This is a genomic window from Pseudoalteromonas sp. A757 (genome assembly GCF_004103285.1).
In the GTDB taxonomy this organism is placed as follows: domain Bacteria; phylum Pseudomonadota; class Gammaproteobacteria; order Enterobacterales; family Alteromonadaceae; genus Pseudoalteromonas; species Pseudoalteromonas galatheae.
Genome location: NZ_QNQN01000055.1, coordinates 50,625 through 71,376, shown reverse-complemented (window position 1 = coordinate 71,376; position 20,752 = coordinate 50,625). Strand labels below are relative to the sequence as shown.

At 44.5% G+C, this 20,752-nt stretch carries 19 protein-coding genes; 12 read left to right on the top strand and 7 right to left on the bottom strand.

What is annotated here, in order from left to right:
• The first annotated feature begins 9 nt into the window (after positions 1–9).
• From leuC to DRB05_RS03225, 3 genes are all read left to right on the top strand, one after another.
• Complete coding sequence (gene leuC / locus DRB05_RS03235; protein ID WP_128725660.1) at positions 10–1,413, top strand: 3-isopropylmalate dehydratase large subunit; 1,404 nt, start codon at positions 10–12, stop codon at positions 1,411–1,413.
• Positions 1,410–2,009: a 3-isopropylmalate dehydratase small subunit gene (leuD, locus tag DRB05_RS03230; RefSeq protein ID WP_128725659.1), complete on the top strand. Its 600-nt coding sequence runs from the start codon at positions 1,410–1,412 to the stop codon at positions 2,007–2,009. Before leuC ends, leuD begins: the two co-directional genes overlap by 4 nt.
• An 87-nt stretch (positions 2,010–2,096) precedes the next feature.
• Entirely contained in the window at positions 2,097–2,690 is a 594-nt protein-coding gene (locus DRB05_RS03225) for a hypothetical protein (RefSeq protein ID WP_128725658.1), read from the top strand.
• A 255-nt stretch (positions 2,691–2,945) separates the two neighbouring features.
• Here the strand turns inward: DRB05_RS03225 and DRB05_RS03220 are convergent, their stop codons facing one another.
• Positions 2,946–3,320, bottom strand: coding sequence for a hypothetical protein (locus DRB05_RS03220; protein ID WP_128725657.1), 375 nt, complete (start codon positions 3,318–3,320; stop codon positions 2,946–2,948).
• Between the two features lie 54 nt (positions 3,321–3,374).
• Here DRB05_RS03220 and DRB05_RS03215 point away from each other — a divergent pair, with 54 nt between their 5' ends.
• Positions 3,375–3,824, top strand: coding sequence for a TerB family tellurite resistance protein (locus tag DRB05_RS03215; protein ID WP_128725656.1), 450 nt, complete (start codon positions 3,375–3,377; stop codon positions 3,822–3,824).
• A gap of 7 nt (positions 3,825–3,831) precedes the next feature.
• Here the strand turns inward: DRB05_RS03215 and DRB05_RS03210 are convergent, their stop codons facing one another.
• Positions 3,832–4,344 (bottom strand): sigma-70 family RNA polymerase sigma factor, encoded by a 513-nt coding sequence (locus DRB05_RS03210; RefSeq protein ID WP_128725655.1) that lies wholly within the window; start codon positions 4,342–4,344, stop codon positions 3,832–3,834.
• Between the two features lie 526 nt (positions 4,345–4,870).
• Here DRB05_RS03210 and DRB05_RS03205 point away from each other — a divergent pair.
• The 7 genes from DRB05_RS03205 (at position 4,871) to DRB05_RS03175 (ending at position 15,013) form a co-directional block, all read left to right on the top strand.
• Positions 4,871–5,551, top strand: a complete 681-nt coding sequence (locus tag DRB05_RS03205) for a DNA-3-methyladenine glycosylase I (RefSeq protein WP_128725654.1) — start codon at positions 4,871–4,873, stop codon at positions 5,549–5,551.
• A 29-nt stretch (positions 5,552–5,580) separates the two neighbouring features.
• Positions 5,581–7,002, top strand: a complete 1,422-nt coding sequence (locus tag DRB05_RS03200; protein ID WP_128725653.1) for a protein adenylyltransferase SelO family protein — start codon at positions 5,581–5,583, stop codon at positions 7,000–7,002.
• The gene (locus tag DRB05_RS03195) at positions 7,003–8,781 is read left to right on the top strand and encodes an ABC transporter ATP-binding protein (RefSeq protein ID WP_128725652.1); all 1,779 of its coding nucleotides are present in this window, start codon (positions 7,003–7,005) and stop codon (positions 8,779–8,781) included. It begins immediately after the preceding gene.
• Between the two features lie 151 nt (positions 8,782–8,932).
• Positions 8,933–9,982 (top strand): OmpA family protein, encoded by a 1,050-nt coding sequence (locus DRB05_RS03190; RefSeq protein WP_128725675.1) that lies wholly within the window; start codon positions 8,933–8,935, stop codon positions 9,980–9,982.
• A 310-nt stretch (positions 9,983–10,292) separates the two neighbouring features.
• On the top strand, positions 10,293–12,890 hold the full coding sequence (gene acnB / locus DRB05_RS03185; protein ID WP_128725651.1) for a bifunctional aconitate hydratase 2/2-methylisocitrate dehydratase: 2,598 nt from the start codon (positions 10,293–10,295) through the stop codon (positions 12,888–12,890).
• Positions 12,891–13,135: 245 nt separating this feature from the next.
• Positions 13,136–13,768, top strand: a complete 633-nt coding sequence (locus DRB05_RS03180; RefSeq protein WP_128725650.1) for a 2OG-Fe dioxygenase family protein — start codon at positions 13,136–13,138, stop codon at positions 13,766–13,768.
• A 9-nt stretch (positions 13,769–13,777) separates the two neighbouring features.
• Complete coding sequence (locus tag DRB05_RS03175; protein ID WP_128725649.1) at positions 13,778–15,013, top strand: cysteine desulfurase-like protein; 1,236 nt, start codon at positions 13,778–13,780, stop codon at positions 15,011–15,013.
• 33 nt (positions 15,014–15,046) lie between these two features.
• Here DRB05_RS03175 and DRB05_RS03170 read toward each other — a convergent pair whose 3' ends face one another.
• Genes DRB05_RS03170 through glnL form a run of 3 tightly spaced genes read right to left on the bottom strand, consistent with a single transcriptional unit; the run spans position 15,047 to position 18,007 of the window.
• Positions 15,047–15,508 (bottom strand): cyclic nucleotide-binding domain-containing protein, encoded by a 462-nt coding sequence (locus DRB05_RS03170; protein ID WP_128725648.1) that lies wholly within the window; start codon positions 15,506–15,508, stop codon positions 15,047–15,049.
• Positions 15,509–15,530: 22 nt separating this feature from the next.
• Positions 15,531–16,928 (bottom strand): nitrogen regulation protein NR(I), encoded by a 1,398-nt coding sequence (ntrC, locus tag DRB05_RS03165; protein ID WP_128725647.1) that lies wholly within the window; start codon positions 16,926–16,928, stop codon positions 15,531–15,533.
• Positions 16,925–18,007 carry a nitrogen regulation protein NR(II) gene (gene glnL, locus DRB05_RS03160; protein WP_128725646.1) on the bottom strand — a complete coding sequence of 361 codons (1,083 nt, stop codon included), beginning with the start codon at positions 18,005–18,007 and terminating at the stop codon, positions 16,925–16,927. Before glnL ends, ntrC begins: the two co-directional genes overlap by 4 nt.
• 224 nt (positions 18,008–18,231) lie before the next feature.
• On the opposite strand from glnL, the gene DRB05_RS03155 reads away from it, so the two are divergent.
• Positions 18,232–18,543 carry a hypothetical protein gene (locus DRB05_RS03155; RefSeq protein WP_128725645.1) on the top strand — a complete coding sequence of 104 codons (312 nt, stop codon included), beginning with the start codon at positions 18,232–18,234 and terminating at the stop codon, positions 18,541–18,543.
• 11 nt (positions 18,544–18,554) lie between these two features.
• Here DRB05_RS03155 and DRB05_RS03150 read toward each other — a convergent pair whose 3' ends face one another.
• Complete coding sequence (locus DRB05_RS03150) at positions 18,555–19,082, bottom strand: DUF4124 domain-containing protein (protein ID WP_240036197.1); 528 nt, start codon at positions 19,080–19,082, stop codon at positions 18,555–18,557.
• 245 nt (positions 19,083–19,327) lie between these two features.
• A complete protein-coding gene (gene glnA / locus DRB05_RS03145; protein WP_128725643.1) occupies positions 19,328–20,734 on the bottom strand; it encodes a glutamate--ammonia ligase in 1,407 nt (468 codons plus the stop codon).
• Positions 20,735–20,752 lie beyond the last annotated feature (18 nt).

The following is a 20,752-nucleotide window of genomic DNA, read 5'->3' as shown; positions in this document are numbered from 1 at the left end:
TAAGAGCAAGTGGCAAAAACATTATACGATAAAATTTGGCAATCCCATGTGGTTGCTAAATTAAACGAGCAAACCGATCTCTTGTACATTGACCGTCATCTAGTACACGAAGTCACTTCACCGCAGGCATTTGCGGGCTTAAGAGAGCAGAATCGTCCGGTAAGATGTCCAGAAAAAACCTTTGCGACAATGGATCATAATGTCTCGACCAAGAGCCGTTCGATTGATGCTGCCAGTGAGGTGAGCAAAAACCAGCTACAAGCGTTAGCACAGAACTGTGAAGAGTTCGGCATTGTACTTTACGATTTAAATTCGATTAACCAAGGCATAGTGCACGTAATGGGACCTGAGCAAGGGATCACTTTGCCAGGTACAACGATTGTATGTGGCGATAGCCATACCTCAACGCATGGTGCATTTGGTGCGCTGGCTCACGGTATTGGTACATCAGAGGTTGAGCACGTGCTGGCCACCCAAACATTACAGCAGAAAAAAGCCAAATCGTTAAAAATTCAGGTGAATGGCGTCTTGCGTCCGACCGTGACTGCAAAAGACTTGATCCTCGCTGTGATTGGGCAATTAGGCACAGCTGGTGGCACTGGCTATGTGGCTGAGTTTTGTGGGACGGGGATCGAAGCGCTGTCGATGGAAGCGCGGATGACGCTCTGTAATATGAGTATTGAAATGGGGGCGAAAGCTGGCTTGATCGCACCTGACGAGAAAACCTTTGCGTATTTACGTGGTCGCCCATTTGCTCCTCAAGGCGAAGACTTTGATGCTGCGGTGCGCTATTGGCAAACCTTGCATAGCGATCCGGATGCTGAATTTGATCGTGTTGTGGAGCTGGATGCTGACAGTGTACAACCTCAAGTAACCTGGGGGACCAGTCCAGAGCAAGTTATTGGTATTAATGACTTAGTACCTAACCCTGACGATGAACCTAATTTAGTCAAAGCGGATGCGATGCGCAGCGCGCTGAAATATATGGGCCTCACAGCAGGGCAAAGGCTAAGTGATGCCAAAGTTGACACCGTATTTATTGGCTCTTGCACCAATAGTCGTATTGAAGATTTACGTGCCGCGGCACAAGTGGTGGTGGGCAAGCACGTAGCTGCAGGCGTTGAAGCGCTAATCGTCCCGGGATCTGGATTAGTAAAACAGCAAGCCGAACAAGAAGGCTTAGCCGATATTTTCAAAGCTGCGGGATTTGAGTGGCGTGAACCGGGCTGCTCTATGTGCTTGGCGATGAACGATGATCGTCTTGGCGCAGAAAAACGCTGTGCATCGACCTCAAACCGGAACTTTGAAGGGCGCCAAGGGCGAGGTGGTCGTACGCATTTGGTGAGTCCAGCAATGGCGGCTGCGGCAGCAATTGCTGGTCACTTTACTGATATTCGAGGAGAGGCGTCATGAGCGTGTTTCATCAAGGCCTAGTTGCGCCATTAGACAAAAACAATGTTGATACAGACCAAATTATTCCCAAGCAGTTTTTAACTTCAACCAGCCGCGATGGGTTTGATAAAGCGCTGTTTTATGATTGGCGTTATCTTGAAGATGGCCAGCCAGATCCGAACTTTGTGCTTAACTATCGACAATATCAGGGCGCGTCAATCTTGTTAACCCGTGACAACTTTGGTTGTGGCTCGTCTCGTGAGCATGCCCCTTGGGCTTTAAAACAATATGGTTTTACCGTGATCTTAGCCGAGAGCTTTGCCGATATCTTTTTTAACAATTGTGGTAATAACCAAATGCTTTGCATTGCGTTGCCAGCCAGCACGTTAGATACGCTTTTCGACGCATGTGAGCAACAATCACAAGTGCATTTGAGTATTGACCTAGAAGCACAGCAGATAAGCGGATCGGGTATTACGCCAATTGACTTTGAGGTGCGAGAAGACATCAAAGCACGCCTCTTGAGTGGCCTTGACTTTATCGGTGAGACTGAATTATTAAATGCCCAAATTGATGCCTTTGAGCTGCAGCTTGCTACAACAAGACCTTGGCAATAATAGCTGTTTACTCAATTTGGTCGAATAATTTTGCCACAAAGCCAGAAGCTGATTAAGCTCTGGCTTTATTTGTTTTAGGTGTCTCCAATGAAAAATTTAACTTTAGCGTTACTCGCGACCTTGAGCTGCGTAGCCTTCGCGCGTCCTGCTCCGCTGGTTTCCATCCCAAGCCATGATGCATTTTTTGACGCTATTAAAGCGCACTGTGGCAAAGCCTACGAAGGTAAAGTAACGGTGGATAATCAAGGTCCAAGCAGCTTTAGCGATGCGCGTCTTGTGATGCACGTTCGTAAATGTGGCGACGCTGAGCTGCAAGTCCCATTTCATGTAGGAAAAGATGCTTCAAGAACTTGGATCATCACCAAAACAGGGAGTGGTTTGAGCTTAAAGCACGATCACCGCCATGAAGATGGCAGCGACGATGTTTCTACTATGTATGGTGGTCATACCCTAGATGCGGGATTTAATACCGTGCAGTCGTTTCCAGCTGATGAATATTCAAAACAGTTATTTGTCCAGCAAGGGATCCCACAGTCAGTCGGAAATACATGGCAGATGTATATCTATCCAGAGCAGTTTACCTATCGTTTAGTGCGTGAAGGGCGAGAGTTCCGAGTGGACTTTGATTTAACAAAACCGGTAACCGCACCAAAAGCGCCTTGGGGATATAATACCAATTGAATTAATTCTCTAATCAATTTGAAGGGTGAAATAGCATATTAGCTTCGTTAAAAATTTCTCATTTAGAACAACTAAATAGCAAAATTTTTGCCTTGCCTATATGGAGATAGGTACCTTAGCGGTAGCAGGACGCGAGAGCGGTGCTACTAAAGCTATTTCCCCGCTTCAAGATAGATCATTTATTTAATACAACTGGTATAAAGACTAAACCCAGAGCGGGTCACTGAAATTTATAGCGTTAACAAAAATGTGTGGCTATTTGGCCACACATTTTACGTCTACTGTTAAGTCATTCTGGTAAGGTCTTGGCTCTAATGGCATCTTATCAAAGCTTTGGACGCCTCCGAGTAATGTCAATTGTGGGTTACTGCCTTGGCATAAGCGTTTGGCATGGCGCAGCAAAAATACGCTTTGTTGCCTAAAATGCGCATAACTATCTGGCTTAATTGCCAGTCGAAAGTGGTCATCGTTATACGTGGTTTGCTCATAATGTACTTTATGGTCAAAGTCATAGAGCTTTTCAGGTTCGCCTCTTGGAACCGGTGTATATTGGCACGCCGAGAGCAGTGCTGCACCTACGACTAGGGAACTTAGCTTTAATGAATTTAGTCTCAATGATAACTTACGCATAACTGTCCTTTTAGTCTGCTACATTTACAGTATATCACATGGGAGATTAGCCACTTGCTTAACCAACTTAAAAAACTATTTCAAAGCTTGCAGGAGTCGTCACCGAAACAAGAAATCGACTTTAATACCGCGCTTGCTGCATTATTGGTCGAAGTAATGCGAGCGGACGGCAAACTACAACAGTCGGAGTTCGATAAAATTGCGGAGCTACTCAAAACACGTTGTGAATTGCCTGAACCACAAGTCAGTGCATTGATAACGCAAGCACAGCAATTAGTAGAACAGGCAGTAGATATGTATTCTTTTGCCAAACAAGTGAATAACCACACCAGCGACATTGAACGTATCGAGGTCATTGAGCTGTTATGGCACGTTGCTTATGCTGATGGTGAGCTGGATAGCCACGAGGACTACATCATTCGTAAAATAGCCGGGCTATTTTATGTTGCTCATGCTGATTTTATTGCCGCGAAGTTACGAGTACAGCAATCAGTTAATGCATAATGCAGTGTTAGTGAGCCAGAAACTCTTTTTGGCAGCTATGTACAGCCTCTTTTATCATAAAGTTAACCAAGGTTGGTGAGATCTTGTATAGTTTGGCAATTTCTTTTTGCTTGAGCCGACCAGAGCGATAAAAACTAATGATATTCTGATGTCGCGTCGACAGTTTTCGGATGGTTGAGTCCATGCGTCTATTCAGTTGCGCCGACTCGACTTTGTTTTCGATATCTGAGTCTTTGTCTGACATGTATTCTACATGTGTTGCCTCAAGTGCAACTAAACTTTCTCTACTTTGCTTGCGTAGCATATCAATTGCGATATTTCTTGCCACTTGGAAGCAAAAGCTGGTGGCATTATTGATTTGCGCATTTTGTGTATGTGACATGCTACTAAGGCGAATAAAGGTGTCCTGTAATGCATCTTCAGCAAGGTAAGGGCACTTTAAAATACTGTTGAGATATGCAAGCACTTTCCCTTTGTTGTCTGAAATAACGTTAGCCCACTTGATAGCAAACTTGGACACAGATCACACTCCTATGTTAATTGTATTTTACCAGTGCAAATGATAACGCTTATCATTTGTTGTGCGATCTTATTTTCTGTTATAGGTTCGTGTCAAGTTAAATTAAAGTAATGACGCATTTTTATGTACTCTTTATTAACATTTAGCCTGGTTTAAGCTATCTAGGATGTGACTGTTGAATTTATAGTCATAATTTTCTAAGTTTTTATTTGTTAAACCCTAGATTAATATTCGCTTTTTACTGTCTTTACTGGTTGGTGTAAATAGAATGTTTTTACTTTGTTTGTGTTGAAAGTGAAAGTCGGACTTTTATCACTTGATAAGTCGTGATGGATCCAGAGGGAAGGCCGCAGCTTTTACAAAAAACCAGAAAGGAAATAGGCGCAAACAGAGCACCCAATTTATCGGGTTATGGAAAAATAAACTGGAGTTTAAGCATAGGGACATAAGAGAGTTAAAATTAGCTCACATCCAGCCCTGAGATCAGTTACCCTGTAGGGAATGCAAATCGGATGTATATACGAGCATGAAAGTATTCGAAAAAATTTATCATAGGGCTTCCGAGCGTAAAGGCTCTGAGGTGGCGTTAAAAGCTAGGCTTAGCCAGCCATTGAGCACCGAATCGCTATTGGCATTAAGTGATGATCAATGGCTAGAAGAATTTACTCGCAAGATATTTCAAAGTGGGTTTTACTGGGCGGTGGTGGATAATAAATGGGACGGTTTTAGAGAAGTGTTTTGGCAATTCTCAGTCGAGAAGCTGTTAATGATGTCTCCTGAAATGTACGAGCAACGTAGTCAGGATGAACGGATCATTCGTAATGCTAAAAAGGTAAAAAGTATCGCTGACAATTGCCATATGATTTTTGAAGTGCAACAACAGCATGGCCGTTTTAGTGAATTCGTCGCAAACTGGCCGGAAGACAATATTGTTGGTTTGTGGCTGTACTTGAAAAAGCATGGCTCGAGACTCGGTGGGAATACCGGTCCTTACGCGCTTCGTGTGTTAGGTAAAGATACGTTCTTACTGAGTAAAGATGTCGAAACGGTACTGCGTGCTGAGGAGATAATCGACGGTGGCTTGCAAAGTAAGAAGTCACTGCAAGCGGCGCAGCAGTTTTTCAATGAAATGCGTCAATATAGCGGGCTTAGCTTACAAGCGTTAAGCCAAATTGTATCAATGAGTGTTGGTGATAATATTCGCTAGTAAAATGCGCTAAAAATGGAGATGGCCGCATGGTATTTTTTCAGCCCTATCAAGGCTCTGCTCTGCTCTTTAAGGAGCAACCAGCAAGATTTAATCAGCCCACATTACTACTATCCAATACGCCGCTGCTAGATAAGCTTGAGCTAGATAAATACGACACCACAGCGCTTGCTGAGCTATTAAGTGGTCAACGTCCTTTAGGTAACATTGAGCCTACGAGCTTAGCCTACAGTGGTCATCAGTTTGGGCAATTTAACCCGTTACTTGGTGATGGTCGAGCGCATTTAATAGGTGGGGTGAAACTCGATGACGGACGTCAATACGACCTGCACTTGAAAGGCTCTGGAGCGACGCGATTTTCTCGAGGCGGTGATGGATTTTGTGCGCTAGGGCCCGCGGTACGTGAGTTCATCATGAGCCAAGCTATGGTTGGCTTGGGTGTTCCAACTACGGAATGCCTTGCTGTTGTAACCACTGGACACCATGTTTACCGTCAAGGTGAAGCATCTGGCGCGGTTGTATGCCGTGTGGCAAAAAGCCATATCCGCATCGGTTCCTTACAATATCTGGCTACACAGCAAAATAAAGATGAGCTTTGGAGCCTGCTTAACTTGCTGGGCGAGCAATTATTTGAGGGATTTAAAGTTGAGACCGAACAGGATGTACTCGAATTGTTCCGTGAAGTGTGTGAACAGTTGGTTGACTTAGTCGTCGAGTGGATGCGGGTTGGCTTTATTCACGGCGTGATGAATACCGACAATATTTTGCTCAGTGGCGAAACGATAGACTTTGGCCCCTGTGCAATGATGGAAAAGTTTGATTTTAACGCCGTGTTTAGCTCTATCGACCGTCAAGGCCGTTATGCATTTGGTAATCAGCCAAACATCATGAATTGGAACTGTGCGCGACTTGCCGAGGCCTTATTGGTGTTATGGCAGGATGAGCAAGCGGGAATTGAAGCATTTAGTCAAATTTTGGCGGAGTTTTCTGAATCGTTTAATCGCAAGTACAAAGATATGTGGGCGGCTAAGCTTGGTATTGATGAATGGAGCGACGCAGACGACATTCTCCTTAGTGATTTACTCAAGTTGATGAAGGAGCACGAACTAGACTTTACCAATACCTTTGCGGCACTAACCAATAGCTTGCTTGGTCATCCCAACAAATCCTTAACTGTGCCAACGGAGTTGGAGGGCTGGCAGCAGCAATGGGCGCAAAGGCATGCTGTCGATGACGTTGCGGCTAACTTGATGAGTCAAGCTAACCCGATACTTATCCCTCGTAATGCGTTGGTGGAGGCTGAGATTGCGCTATTTAATCAGCAAGGCATGAGTCAAACGCTAGAAGATTGGCTAACTGCGTTGACGTCGCCCTATGATTACAAAGACTATCCTGAGTCGTGGACCAGCGCCTCTACACCGGCCCACTATCAAACTTTTTGTGGAACCTAAATGGCAGAACAGCAGCTTTCTTGGCAAGAAATTAAACGTAAAGTCCTTGAGCACAAACGACCGATTATTAAGGCGCATATCATCGCCTTATTTGCCGCGTTAGTGAGTGTCCCTATCCCTTTGATGATGCCGTTGCTGGTCGATGAAGTCTTACTAGACACACCTGGCAGAGCGGTAGCTTGGATGAACTCAGTCTTACCCGAACAATGGCATGGCCCTAGTGGCTATATTGTGGTTATTTTGTTGGCTGTCATAACCATGCGCTTGGCCAGCTTGGTGCTAGGAGTGATGCAGTCACGCCAGTTTACTATTATTGGCAAGGACATTAGTTATCAAATCCGTGAGCGTTTACTTACGCATTTACCTAAAGTTCAACTGAAGGAGTACGAAAGCCAAGGTGGTGCAGCAATTAGCTCTCGCTGTATTACCGATGTAGAAACTTTGGATAAATTTATCAGCCAAACCTTGTCACGCTTTTTAATCGGTTTACTTACAATCATTGGCACTGCGGCGATTTTGCTTTGGATTGATTGGATGTTGGGGCTGGTTATCCTATTGCTTAATCCGGCGGTCATCTATTTTTCTCGACAGTTTGGCAAACATGTTAAAGAGCTGAAAAAGGAAGAAAACGCTGCATTTGAAGCATTACAAACTTCGTTAGTTGAGACGCTAGATGCTATTTCTCAATTAAAAGCTGTTCGTCGAGAGGGGAACTACTTTGCACAAGTTAAAGTAGCCGCCAAAGATCTCAAACATTACGCGGTGCAGTCGCAATGGAAAACGGATGCGGTTAACCGCTTAAGCTTCACCGTGTTTTTGGTGGGGTTCGAGTTTTTCCGTGCTGTCGCTATGTTTATGGTGGTGTTTTCTGATTTAACGGTCGGCCAGATATTTGCGGTATTTGGTTACCTTTGGTTCATGATGGGGCCTGTGCAGGAAATTCTTGGTATTCAATATGCGTACTATGGTGCCTCAGCGGCACTTAGCAGGTTAAATCAGGTTTTTAACTTTGCGACAGAAGCACAATATCCCGCTACGAAAACCGTCTTTGATTCATCTCAGGTTGATATCAAATTTGCCAATATAGACTTCGCTTACGTTGCAGAGCAACCCGTGCTCAAACAGGTATCTTTGCATATTCCAGCAGGGAAGAAAGTAGCGTTAGTAGCGGTGTCTGGAGGTGGTAAATCTACTTTGGTGCAACTGCTGTTGGGACTGTATGAAAAGCAAAGCGGCGAGATTCATATAAATGACACACCAGTAGAGCAAATTGGTTACGAAGCTGTGCGAGATAATATAGTGACCGTACTGCAGCAGCCGATACTCTTTAATACTAGCATCCGTGAAAATCTAGCAATGGGACGAGAGGTATCTGACCAAATATTGTGGCAGGCACTCCGCGTTGCAGAGCTAGCCGACACTGTACTTACACTAACCGACAAGCTAGATGCACAAGTTGGTCGTAACGGTATTAAATTGTCCGGAGGACAGAAGCAAAGGTTAGCTATTGCAAGAATGGTTGTTGCCGACCCTAAAGTGGTGGTGCTGGATGAAGCAACCTCGGCACTTGATATTGAGACTGAGGCAAAAATTCACCGCAATTTGCAAGCGTTTTTGGCTGATAGAACGACTTTGATTATTGCACATCGACTGAGCGCAATAAAACAAGCCGACTTAATTTATGTGTTAGATGATGGTGAAGTGTCCCAATACGGAGAACACAAGGAGTTGTTAGAGGAACAGGGTCTGTACCAAATCCTATTTGGCCATCAAAATTAATTGAGAAATAGCAAAAATTCCTTATGTAACGTTAAGTAAACATTAATAGACGAGCTAATATTATCTATGCAACGTAATCAGTAGACGCATTTTCTGATAGACTATCCGAGTCAATACTCAATGCGTTAACTAACAGAGATGGGAAGGAATGATGAAAATTAAAACTTTGAGCTTACTAGTTGCGATGGCAGTAACAGCCAATGCAAATGCAAATACCACAGAGCCAACTGAAGGCGTATACCTTGGTGTATTTGGTGACTATTATGACGCTGACTGGCAAAATCACCGTGATATGGCTGGCTTAGATATAGAAGAGTCTACTGGTTGGGGTGCTGAAATTGGCTACCGCTTTGATAAATACTGGAGTGGTCGTCTTGAGTATGCAGATATGGACTTTGATCTTGGTGGGATCAGCAATGGTTCACTAGACGCAGAGCGTTACGGTATCGACGGTTTGTACCACTTTGATGGTGGTCCATTCTATGGCCTAGTGGGTATCAAAAAGATGAATCTAGATGTAATCTCAGATAACACTTTTGCTAACGTGGGTGCTGGTGTTCGTCATTACTTCACCGATCACTTGTTTGTGAACGCAGAAGCGGCAATCTACCAAGGCCTTGAAGCTGGTTTTACAGATGTAGGTGGTAAAATTGGTATCAACTACTCATTCGGTAGCACGAGTAAAACGGAAGAGGTTGCGCCAGCCCCTGCTCCTGTTGTTGCAGAAGCACCGCAAGACAGTGACAAAGATGGTGTTGTGGATAGCGAAGATAAATGTGCTAACACACCAATGACGGATGCTGTTGATGCCTCTGGTTGTACTTTGTACGAGACTAAGGAAGATAAAGTAAGTCTGCTAGTCCGCTTCCCGCATGACGATGCAACTTTCTCACAGCAATATGTTGATGATATCAACGCGGTTGCTAAGTTCTTGAAAGAGCATAAAAATGCAGATGTTGTGATTGAAGGTCACGCGTCAGCTGTGGGTGATGCTGATTACAACCAAAAGCTTTCTGAGCGCCGTGCGAAGAACGTTGCTGAGAAACTCGTTGATATGGGTATTGATTCAATGCGCATTACCACGGTTGGTTACGGTGAAGAGCGTTTGAAAAACCCAGCAAACACGCTAAAAGCACATGCGGAAAACCGTCGTGTAGAAGCGCACGTTTCTTCTAAAGAAAAAGTAAAAGTTAAGCGTTAATTTTCACTTAGCTTATGCAAAAAGGCTCCTTCTGGAGCCTTTTTTGATCCAATTGTTAGTACCTTTTCGCAAAATTAAAATGATTCTCGTTTGACTAATATTCATCAAAATATACTTGTTTCGGCATGCTTATTCATTGTATTTATAGTGACTATAAGGCGAGGTATCGCATGCAAGATTTTCATCTATACTCAAAGACCTTATAATTGTTCATTATATTTTATGGTCAAGGGAATGGTTCAGCTGATTGTATCTATAATCGCAGCCAGATCATTTACTTGTCTGTCCACGTCACCAAGAGGGCAATATTGTGCTTCAAGAATATCGTAAACACGTAGAAGAGCGTGCCGCGCAAGGTATCGTGCCTAAGCCGTTAGACGCGCAGCAAACTGCTGACCTTATCGAATTACTAAAAACTCCACCTGCAGGTGAAGAAGAGTTCATCGTTGATCTATTTATCCACCGTGTACCGCCAGGTGTAGATGATGCCGCTTACGTAAAAGCAGGTTTTTTGGCTGCAGTAGCGAAAGGCGAAGCTGAATCTCCACTTATTTCAAAAGAATATGCAGCTGAGTTACTTGGCACTATGCTAGGTGGTTATAACATCGCGCCAATGATTGATCTGTTAGACGATGCAGCACTTGCACCTATCGTTGCTAAAGGTTTATCTCATACACTACTGATGTTTGACGCATTCTACGACGTAGAAGAAAAAGCAAAAGCTGGCAACGAGTTTGCTAAACAAGTTATTGAATCATGGGCAAATGCAGAATGGTTCCTTGAGAAGCCAGCCGTTGCAGACAAAATTTCTGTAACTGTATTCAAAGTAACAGGTGAGACAAACACAGATGACTTGTCTCCAGCACCAGATGCTTGGTCTCGTCCAGATATCCCGTTACACGCACTAGCTATGCTTAAAAACGAGCGTGACGGTATCAACCCTGACAAACCTGGTGAAGTAGGTCCTATCGCACAGCTTGAAGCGCTTAACGGCAAAGGTTTACCTCTAGCATACGTGGGTGATGTTGTTGGTACGGGTTCATCTCGTAAATCTGCAACTAACTCTGTACTTTGGTTCATGGGTGATGACATCCCATTCGTACCAAACAAGCGTGTTGGCGGTGTGTGTCTAGGTGGTAAAATTGCACCTATCTTCTTCAACACCATGGAAGATTCAGGTGCACTACCTATTGAACTTCCAGTTGATGAATTGAACATGGGTGACCAAATCGACATCTTCCCATACGAAGGTGTAGTGAAGCGTCACGGTACAGACGAAGTTATCTCGACGTTCTCACTAAAGTCAGACGTAATTCTTGATGAAGTACGTGCTGGTGGTCGTATTCCACTTATCATCGGTCGTGGTCTAACTGATAAAGCTCGTGCGTCACTGGGCCTTGAAGCTGAAGATATCTTCCGCAAGCCTAAGTTAGTAGAAGATTCTGGTAAAGGCTTTACGCTTGCACAGAAGATGGTTGGTAAAGCATGTAATATGGCAGGTGTACGCCCAGGCCAATACTGTGAGCCAACAATGACAACGGTAGGTTCTCAGGATACTACGGGTCCAATGACGCGTGATGAGCTTAAAGATCTTGCTTGTCTTGGCTTCTCTGCTGACCTGACAATGCAGTCATTCTGCCACACATCAGCTTATCCTAAGCCAATCGACGTAAACACACACCACACACTTCCTGATTTCATCATGAACCGTGGCGGTGTATCGCTACGTCCAGGTGACGGTGTTATCCACTCGTGGCTAAACCGTATGCTACTTCCAGATACAGTAGGTACAGGTGGTGACTCACATACTCGTTTCCCGTTAGGTATTTCATTCCCAGCAGGTTCAGGTGCGGTAGCATTTGCAGCTGCAACGGGTGTAATGCCGTTGGATATGCCTGAGTCAATCCTTGTTCGTTTTAAAGGTGAAATGCAGCCGGGTATCACATTACGTGACCTAGTACACGCTATCCCTTACTATGCAATTCAGCAAGGTCTATTGACGGTTGAGAAAAAAGGTAAGATCAACGAGTTCTCTGGTCGTATCCTTGAAATCGAAGGTGTTGAGCACCTAACGGTTGAGCAAGCGTTCGAACTATCTGACGCATCTGCAGAGCGTAGTGCGGCAGGTTGTACCGTTAAGCTTTCACAAGCGTCTATCGAAGAGTACCTAAACTCTAACATCGTGATGCTTAAGTGGATGATCTCTGAAGGTTATGGTGATGTACGTACTATTGAGCGTCGTATCACTAAGATGGAAGAGTGGTTAGCAAACCCTGAGCTAATGACTGCTGACGCGGATGCAGAATACGCGCACACCATTGAGATTGATCTTGCTGATATCAAAGAGCCAATCCTTTGTGCACCGAATGACCCTGATGACGCTCGTCTACTTTCAGCGGTAACTGGTGAGAAGATCGACGAAGTGTTCATTGGTTCTTGTATGACTAACATTGGTCACTTCCGTGCAGCGGGTAAACTACTGGATAACTTCGGTGGTCGTCTACCAACGCAACTATGGGTTGCTCCACCAACGAAAATGGACCGTGATCAGTTAACTGACGAAGGTTACTACGGTATTTATGGTCGTGTAGGTGCACGTATCGAAACTCCTGGATGTTCACTATGTATGGGTAACCAGGCACGTGTTGCTGATAAAGCAACGGTTGTTTCTACCTCGACTCGTAACTTCCCTAACCGTTTAGGTACAGGTGCAAACGTATTCCTTGCATCAGCAGAACTTGCAGCGGTAGCTGCTATTCTTGGTAAACTACCAACGCCTGCTGAATATCAAGAGTATGCAGAGAAGATCAATGCAACGGCTGCGGACACGTACCGTTACTTGAACTTCCATAAGATGCCTCAGTACACTAAAAAGGCAGACTCAGTGATCATTCAACAAGCGGTTTAATTACTCGCCCTAGAATACATTGAAAGAAAAAAGCCAGCGCATGCTGGCTTTTTTTATGCACATAAAACGCTCATCTTAAATGGTGTTATCAAGCATTATTTTAAACCTAGATAAGTAATCTATTAAAGTGGCTATAACTGGGTTTTTATTGCGTTTTACTTGTTAAAATCCCGTTTTTTTAAACAGTAATTTTCTCTGGTTTTATTAGAATTGTCGGCAAATTCTCATCAATGGGCGAGAGGATCATGACAACAGTAAACAACCAGAATTTATTACAACTACGCTTTTTGCCGCAGTCACATATCGACGCAGTTAAGCCTTTTTTCAATCAACTTCCAGATAACCCTTATGCCGATGGTGCATTCAGAAAGCGCCGTTATTCTGTGGTTAAATTCACTGACGGTGAAGTGACATTGCAGCCGACTAAGGCTTTCGTTCAAGACGATTCAATTAATACTTTCCAAGGTAATATTGAGCGTGTTTACGAAAACCTTGAGCTGGACATGTTAAACACCGATGGCTTTAAGCATATGCTTGCTGAATTCAAAGCCATGACAGGAATTGCAGACGATACCAGCATAGAAGTTCATCAGTTTCGCATGTTAGCGATTGAAAGCGATACCCCTCCTGCGCCTGAAGGTGTACACCAAGATGGCTTTGACCATGTGTGTGTTTGTGGTGTTTCTCACGAAAATATCGCCGGTGGTGAGCTATTGGTTTATGAACATAAAGAAGCCGAACCTTGCTTCAAAATGGAAATCAAAGATGGTTTATTTGCACTGGTGAATGACCGTGAAGTGTGGCATAACGCAACGCCGATGAACAAGCTAGATGCCGAGCAAGTCGGTTACCTAGACTGCTTCGTATTTACAGCCTAAGAGGGTAGTATGGATTTAAATCAAGTGCGTCGTCAGTTCCCTGCGCTTATGCAAAGTATCGGTGGAACCGCGCCAATTTTCCTTGATGGTCCGGGTGGCTCTCAAGTACCGCAATCCGTATTGAGCGCGATGTCTGCTTACCTTGGTTATTTTAACTCTAACTTAGGTGGTGCATTTTTCTCGAGCGATAAGACCGTCAGTTTGATGAGTGAAGCGCGCCAAGCGGTTGCGGACTTACTCAATGCGCCAAGTGCAGATCAAATTGTATTCGGTGCCAACATGACTAGCTTAACCTTTAGCTTTAGCCGTGCGCTATCTCGCGAATGGCAAGCGGGTGATGAAGTCATTGTGACTAATGCTGATCACTATTCAAACGTTTCTTCATGGCGTCAAGCCGCCGAAGATAAAGGTGCGAAGGTACATGCGGTGCGTATTAATGAAACCGATTGCACGCTTGATCTTGCGCATTTTGAATCACTACTAAATGCCAAGACTAAGTTGGTTGCGGTGACGTATGCATCAAATACAACGGGCTCAATCAACGATATCAAACGCATTGTGGAGCTTGCGCACCAAGTTGGTGCATTGGTATATGTTGATGCTGTGCATTATGCACCTCATGAGCTAATCGATGTACAAGGTTTGGATTGCGACTTCCTTGCGTGCTCTGCTTATAAGTTCTTTGGTCCGCATGTGGGTATTGTGTATGGTAAGCGTGAGCATTTAGAAGGTTTTACTCCGTACAAGGTGGAGCCGGCAAAAGACATTATTCCAGGCCGCTGGGAAACTGGTACGCAGAGTTTCGAAGGGCTAGCGGGTGTTGTTGCGGCGATTGACTACATTGCTTCACTTAGCGGAATGAGTTCAGATACCCCACGTCGTGAGAAACTGGTTGAGGCGTTTGCACGTACAAAAGCGCATGAGATGCAGCTTAGCCAGCACTTCTTAACGCGTCTAGCAGAGTTTAAAAAGATTAAGCTTTTTGGTATCGAGTCACTTGAGAGACTCGCTGAGCGTACACCAACGTTTGCTTTGACATTTGATGGCATCGAGCCACGTGCCGTGTCGGAATTCTTAGGTAAAAAGCACATGTGTGTATGGGATGGCAATTTTTACGCCCAAGGGCTTTGCGAGCAACTTGGCGTGATGGATAAAGGTGGTGTGGTGCGCATTGGTTGTATGCATTACAACACCATAGAAGAACTAGATAGCTTGTTTGATGCATTTAGTGAGCTATTAGCATAATACAAAGTGGGAGCTACGGCTCCCACTCCTAATTTAGGTTTCTTGCTCTTCAATAAATGCATTGAGCTTAGCAATGCGATGACTCATACCTTCAATAAGCTTATCTTTGATTTTTTCTCGGATCACATTGGGCAAGCGTGTTAGTGCATCTGGGGTTATCGCCAATATAATGCTGTCTTTTAACGCTTGTGCGCTGGTGCTGCGCTCTCTGTTAGTGATAAATGCGCCTTCACCTAAAAATTCTCCAGGACCAACCTTACCTAAATCATGGGCGGCATCCTGTTTAAAAATCAAAAACTCACCGCTTAACACAATATACAGGCGATTGTCTTTTTCAAAGCGTTTGAAAGCATGACGCTCTTGCTGCACCAGATATAAGTGGCCAAAAGACTCGAGTAACACTTGGCGTTCGGCAAGCGTAAACTCTTTAAAAAACGCTACGCGATTAATGATCTCTAGTTGTTTAAATAGTGGGACATTTTCAAGTAACTTCATGCAGACTATTCGTAAATCAAACTTATTCTTGAATATTGCGTTCTTTTAACTTGCGCGTCAACGTATTGCGCCCCCAACCTATCTTTAATGCCGCATCTTGCTTATGACCATGGCAGGCATTGAGTGCGGATTTGATCAGTCGTGTTTCTAATTGTGCCTGTACATCTGGCCAAATATGGTCTTTTCCTTTACGTAACTCTGAGTCTAACCACGTTTGGAATGCGTCCAGCCAATTACCATGCTCTAAGGTGTCAATCTGTTGTGGCTTTTCTAGCTCTTCGGGCAGATCCGCGGGGGTAACAAGTTCGCCCGGCGCCATTACGGTTAACCAACGGCAGGTGTTTTCCAATTGCCTAACGTTGCCAGGCCAGTGATATGCTTGCATTTTTTGCAGTGCATGTTTGGAGATGATTTTTGGCTCGGCTTTTAGCTCTTTGGCGCTTTTTGCAAGAAAGTGATCGCACAGTGCGGCGATATCTTCAGGGCGTTCACGTAAGGCTGGTAGTTTTAACCTGACGACATTTAGGCGGTGAAACAAGTCTTCACGGAATTTACCTTGCTTTACCAATGTCTCTAAATCTTGATGGGTAGCAGCGACAATACGGACATCGACTTTCACGCTGTTGTGGCCACCAACCCGATAAAACTCACCATCGGCAAGTACACGTAATAGCCGAGTTTGTACGTCCAGTGGCATATCACCGATTTCATCTAAAAATAAGGTGCCACCATCGGCTTGCTCAAAGCGGCCACGGCGCATGCTGTCAGCACCAGTAAAAGCGCCTTTTTCATGGCCGAACAACTCAGACTCGACGAGATCTTTGGGGATGGCGGCCATATTGAGCGCGATAAAAGAAGCGTCTTTGCGCGGACTGTGATTGTGCAGCGCGCCTGCCACAAGCTCTTTACCCGTACCTGATTCGCCGTTAATCAATACGCTCATGCTTGACGCGGAAAGTTTACCGATAGCACGGAACACTTCCTGCATAGCAGGGGCTTCACCAATTATGTCGGGACTATTGGCTTTTTCACTGTGTCGCTTTTGTTTTTTAGTTTGCTGGCCTGCACGAAATGCACGTTGCACAAGGGAAACAGCTTCATTTAAGTCGAAAGGTTTGGCGAGGTATTCAAACGCTCCCTTTTTAAATGCGTTGACCGCAGAGTCTAAGTCCGAGTGCGCGGTCATAATGATCACCGGTAGGCTAGGGTAGAGCCCTGCAATTTTATCTAACAAGGCCATGCCATCGATACCAGGCATGCGTACATCTGAAATCAGCACCGCGGGTTGCTCATATTCCAGTGCCGTCAATACATCTTGACCACTGGCGAAGCTCTCGGTTTCAAACTCAGCTCGCTTTAATGCCTTTTCTAAAACAAATCGGATTGAAGCGTCATCATCGACTAACCAAACTGATTTCATTGCACGTTTCCTGTTTCGGTGTTGTCAAAGGGAAGGTAGATACTGAACTCAGTGTGTCCTGGCCAGCTATCGCATTCGATAAACCCTTGATGTTGCTCTACCAAAGTTTGCGCGATAGAGAGTCCAAGTCCAGATCCACCTTCTTTATTCGTGATCATCGGAAAGAATAATGTCTCTTTTACCTCATCGGCGATCCCCGGACCGTTGTCGCTGATACGGATGAGCAATGCTTTTTTCAATAGTCGCTCACCATGATGAAGACGGTGTTTAATGCGCGTTGTTATAGTGATCGTACCATCATGCTGTAGCGCTTGTTGAGCATTGCGCAGCATATTCAGCAGAACTTGCTGAATTTTGGCTTGATCTATCACGATGGCTGGAATACTGGGATCATAATCTTTTACCAAGGTGATATCCGCATCGCGCTCCAAGGTGGTTAACTTAATCACCGATTCTAACGCCTGATGGATATTACACGGTTCTTTTTGTGGTAGCTGATTGGGTCCAAGCAATCTATCTACCAATTCGCGCAATCTATCTGCTTGCTCAATAATGAGCGTGGCACATTCTTCCCGTTCTTGTTGATCAGTTTCGTATTGCAATAATTGCGCCGCACCGCGGATCCCACCAAGTGGATTTTTTATTTCATGAGCAAGACCGCGAATGAGGTTTCGAGCCGCTTGAAATTGGTGCATTTGATTGGATGCTTGGTCATAACGCAGGGCATCATCAACACGGCGACATTCCACTAAAATATACGCCTTGTCCGCAAGGTAAACTCGTCTGGCATGCAGACTTAGTGTTGCAACACGATTATCTACGAATACCACGTCTACCCTGTGTTGCTGACAGTCTACGCCATCTTGTAGCACGTATTTAGAGAGCCTCGGTAAGTCAATATGATGATGATTAAACACGCTATCAATCGCCAGTCCGACAAGCCGTTTAGTGCTGAGTCCAAGTAGTTCACTGCTGCTGTAATTGGCATAGTGGATCATTAAATTTTGATCGAGCACTAAAATCGCGGTTGAGAGAGATTGCCAAATTTTATCCAAGTCAATCGAGTTATGTTGATCCATTTATGTTCACCGTGCACCAATATGGTGCAATGAGAATAGCACAGCTTTGTATGCTTTGAAGTAAATTATCACCTAAGCTCAGAAACTAGGGGTTTTCGAACTCGTATCCTAAACTTGTTATTAATAAAGCATGCCAACTTTAAGGTGCCGAGATTATTAGTACTTTGTGTCAAAAAATACATCTAGCTTGTGCCTGCGGGGGGAGCCTTTTTATCGCTATTTGTATGAGCGGTTGTGACTTTCAAGGCACTAGGTATGTTACCGAGTATACAGGCTGCTTCCCTCCTCACACCGCTAATTTACATCGAGCGACGAATGGCGAGAAAACCACCCTTACAGGTGTAATGCGAGTCGTTCAACCTAGCTGGCGAGATAAATATTTATTGCAAACAAAGGCTGAAGTCTACTATCAAGTCCAGGTGGGTGAGCAAAGGTTGTGGATTGACCATCTTGAGTTGTCAAATTCAGCCTCTCTAATACCAGAGGGGATAAGCATGGCGTGTTTACAATTACTAGTTGAAAGCCAGTGTAAGTAGAAAATAAACCATTAATTATTCACGGTATTTCGGTGCAAAAAGAATTTCTGGGTATCGCTTTGGGCAACTAACGTTCCCTTTTGGTTAAACACTTTGATAACCAAAGAATGTTCGCCGCGATTGATGCCACGTAAAGCGAACTGGGTATTCGTTTGTTTTGGACCTGTCGCTACACCGTCGAGAAACAGTTGGACACTCAACCCTTGGGTAAATCTTGGTTCTACTGTGCCCGTCACGTATACGCTGCCACTATTGTCGCGGATTGTCTGTTCATGCTCTGGAGAAGTGATTTTGGCTGTATATCGGATAGTTGGCGCGGTATCAACTTGCTCGAGGATTTGGGTATCAACACTTGGCATGGTTAAGGCGTTAGCGTTAAGTTTGACTTCTTTTGATCCAAGTCGTGGGACATCCGAATAAACCCAATGGCCATTTTTGTCTTTCCAGCGATAGATTTTTGGATTGGATTCTGCTGCAGCATCAATGCTTGTTAGGGCTAGCGTCATGCTAACCGACATTATAAGAAACCACTGACGCACCACAACTCTCCACAGTAAACCACTGTTCATACTTTAGTATAGAGCAGCTGGAATTGCGAGTTACAAATGAATAATTCCCATAATGAGAACATAAAATGGACTTTATTTAAGTTTTTGAATTTCATCAAAAAAGCCCGTAATTACGGGCTTGAGAACACATATGATTAAGAGTGCCAGAAACGCATAACGAGTTTTGGCTCTACAAGCTCAATACCGCAGCACTGAGCGCAGTAGTTGGATAGCGATTAAACGCTGTAATACATTTCGAACTCAACTGGGTGAGTTGTCATGTTTAATTTTTCAACTTCTTTCGACTTAAGTGCGATATATGCATCGATTAGGTCATCAGTGAATACGCCACCTTGAGTTAAGAACTCACGGTCAGCATCTAGAGAAGCAAGCGCTTCATCAAGTGATGCAGCAACCGTTGGGATTTCTGCTGCTTCTTCTGCTGGTAGGTCGTACAAATCTTTATCCATTGCATCACCAGGGTGGATCTTGTTGCGGATACCGTCAAGACCTGCCATCAACTGCGCTGCGAAAGCTAGGTATGGGTTAGCCGCAGGATCTGGGAAGCGTACTTCGATACGACGACCTTTCTCTGATGGGATCACAGGGATTCGGATTGATGCTGAGCGGTTACGTGCTGAGTATGCAAGCATAACTGGCGCTTCAAACCCTGGTACTAGACGCTTATAAGAGTTTGTTGCTGGGTTAGTGAATGCATTGATTGCTTTAGCATGCTTAATGATACCACCAATGTAGTAAAGCGCTTCTTCAGATAGACCGCCGTACTTGTCGCCTGCGAAGATGTTTTTGCCGTCTTTAGCAAGTGATTGGTGGCAGTGCATACCTGAGCCGTTATCACCAACGATTGGCTTAGGCATAAAGGTTGCTGTTTTACCGTATAGGTGCGCCATGTTGTGGATAACGTACTTCATCTCTTGGATTTCGTCTGCTTTGGTTACCATAGTATTAAAGCGAGTCGCAATCTCATTTTGACCAGCAGTTGCTACTTCGTGGTGGTGTGCTTCAACAACGTGGCCCATCTCTTCAAGTACTAAACAAGTAGCTGCACGCCAATCATTAGACGAATCTACCGGTGCTACTGGGAAGTAACCACCTTTTACGCCAGGACGGTGACCTGTGTTACCACCTTCGTAGTCTTTGTCTGAATTCCAAGACGCTTCTTCTGAATCGATTTTGTACATTGAACCAGACATATCAGTTTTGTACTTAACATCGTCAAACAAGAAAAACTCTGGCTCTGGACCGAATAATACGGTGTCTGCAATACCCGTTGAACGCATGAACTCTTCAGCGCGTTTAGCTACTGAACGTGGGTCACGCTCGTAGCCTTGGTGTGTGTTTGGTTCAACTACGTCACAACGAACGATAAGTGTTGTTTCTTCTGCGAATGGGTCTAGCTTGACACTTTCTGCGTCAGGCATAAGTACCATGTCGGATTCGTTGATGCCTTTCCAACCAGCGATAGATGAGCCGTCAAACATTTTGCCGTCTTCAAAGAAGTCTTCATCGGCTTGATGATGTGGGATCGATACGTGTTGTTCTTTACCTTTTGTATCTGTGAAACGTAAATCGACAAATTTTACGTCGTGCTCTTTAATAAAATCTAAAACCGATTGTGACATGTGTCCTCCGACTCGTTG

What these genes read in the sequence shown, in the direction of transcription:
- DRB05_RS03180 (WP_128725650.1), top strand. Translation starts at nt 13,136, where the DNA reads ATGACAACAGTAAACAACCAGAATTTATTACAACTACGCTTTTTGCCG.
- DRB05_RS03200 (WP_128725653.1), top strand. Translation starts at nt 5,581, where the DNA reads ATGGTATTTTTTCAGCCCTATCAAGGCTCTGCTCTGCTCTTTAAGGAG.
- glnA (WP_128725643.1), bottom strand. Translation starts at nt 20,734, where the DNA reads ATGTCACAATCGGTTTTAGATTTTATTAAAGAGCACGACGTAAAATTT.
- DRB05_RS03175 (WP_128725649.1), top strand. Translation starts at nt 13,778, where the DNA reads ATGGATTTAAATCAAGTGCGTCGTCAGTTCCCTGCGCTTATGCAAAGT.
- DRB05_RS03170 (WP_128725648.1), bottom strand. Translation starts at nt 15,508, where the DNA reads ATGAAGTTACTTGAAAATGTCCCACTATTTAAACAACTAGAGATCATT.
- leuD (WP_128725659.1), top strand. Translation starts at nt 1,410, where the DNA reads ATGAGCGTGTTTCATCAAGGCCTAGTTGCGCCATTAGACAAAAACAAT.
- DRB05_RS03225 (WP_128725658.1), top strand. Translation starts at nt 2,097, where the DNA reads ATGAAAAATTTAACTTTAGCGTTACTCGCGACCTTGAGCTGCGTAGCC.
- DRB05_RS03155 (WP_128725645.1), top strand. Translation starts at nt 18,232, where the DNA reads ATGAGCGGTTGTGACTTTCAAGGCACTAGGTATGTTACCGAGTATACA.
- ntrC (WP_128725647.1), bottom strand. Translation starts at nt 16,928, where the DNA reads ATGAAATCAGTTTGGTTAGTCGATGATGACGCTTCAATCCGATTTGTT.
- DRB05_RS03190 (WP_128725675.1), top strand. Translation starts at nt 8,933, where the DNA reads ATGAAAATTAAAACTTTGAGCTTACTAGTTGCGATGGCAGTAACAGCC.
- DRB05_RS03195 (WP_128725652.1), top strand. Translation starts at nt 7,003, where the DNA reads ATGGCAGAACAGCAGCTTTCTTGGCAAGAAATTAAACGTAAAGTCCTT.
- glnL (WP_128725646.1), bottom strand. Translation starts at nt 18,007, where the DNA reads ATGGATCAACATAACTCGATTGACTTGGATAAAATTTGGCAATCTCTC.
- DRB05_RS03220 (WP_128725657.1), bottom strand. Translation starts at nt 3,320, where the DNA reads ATGCGTAAGTTATCATTGAGACTAAATTCATTAAAGCTAAGTTCCCTA.
- DRB05_RS03205 (WP_128725654.1), top strand. Translation starts at nt 4,871, where the DNA reads ATGAAAGTATTCGAAAAAATTTATCATAGGGCTTCCGAGCGTAAAGGC.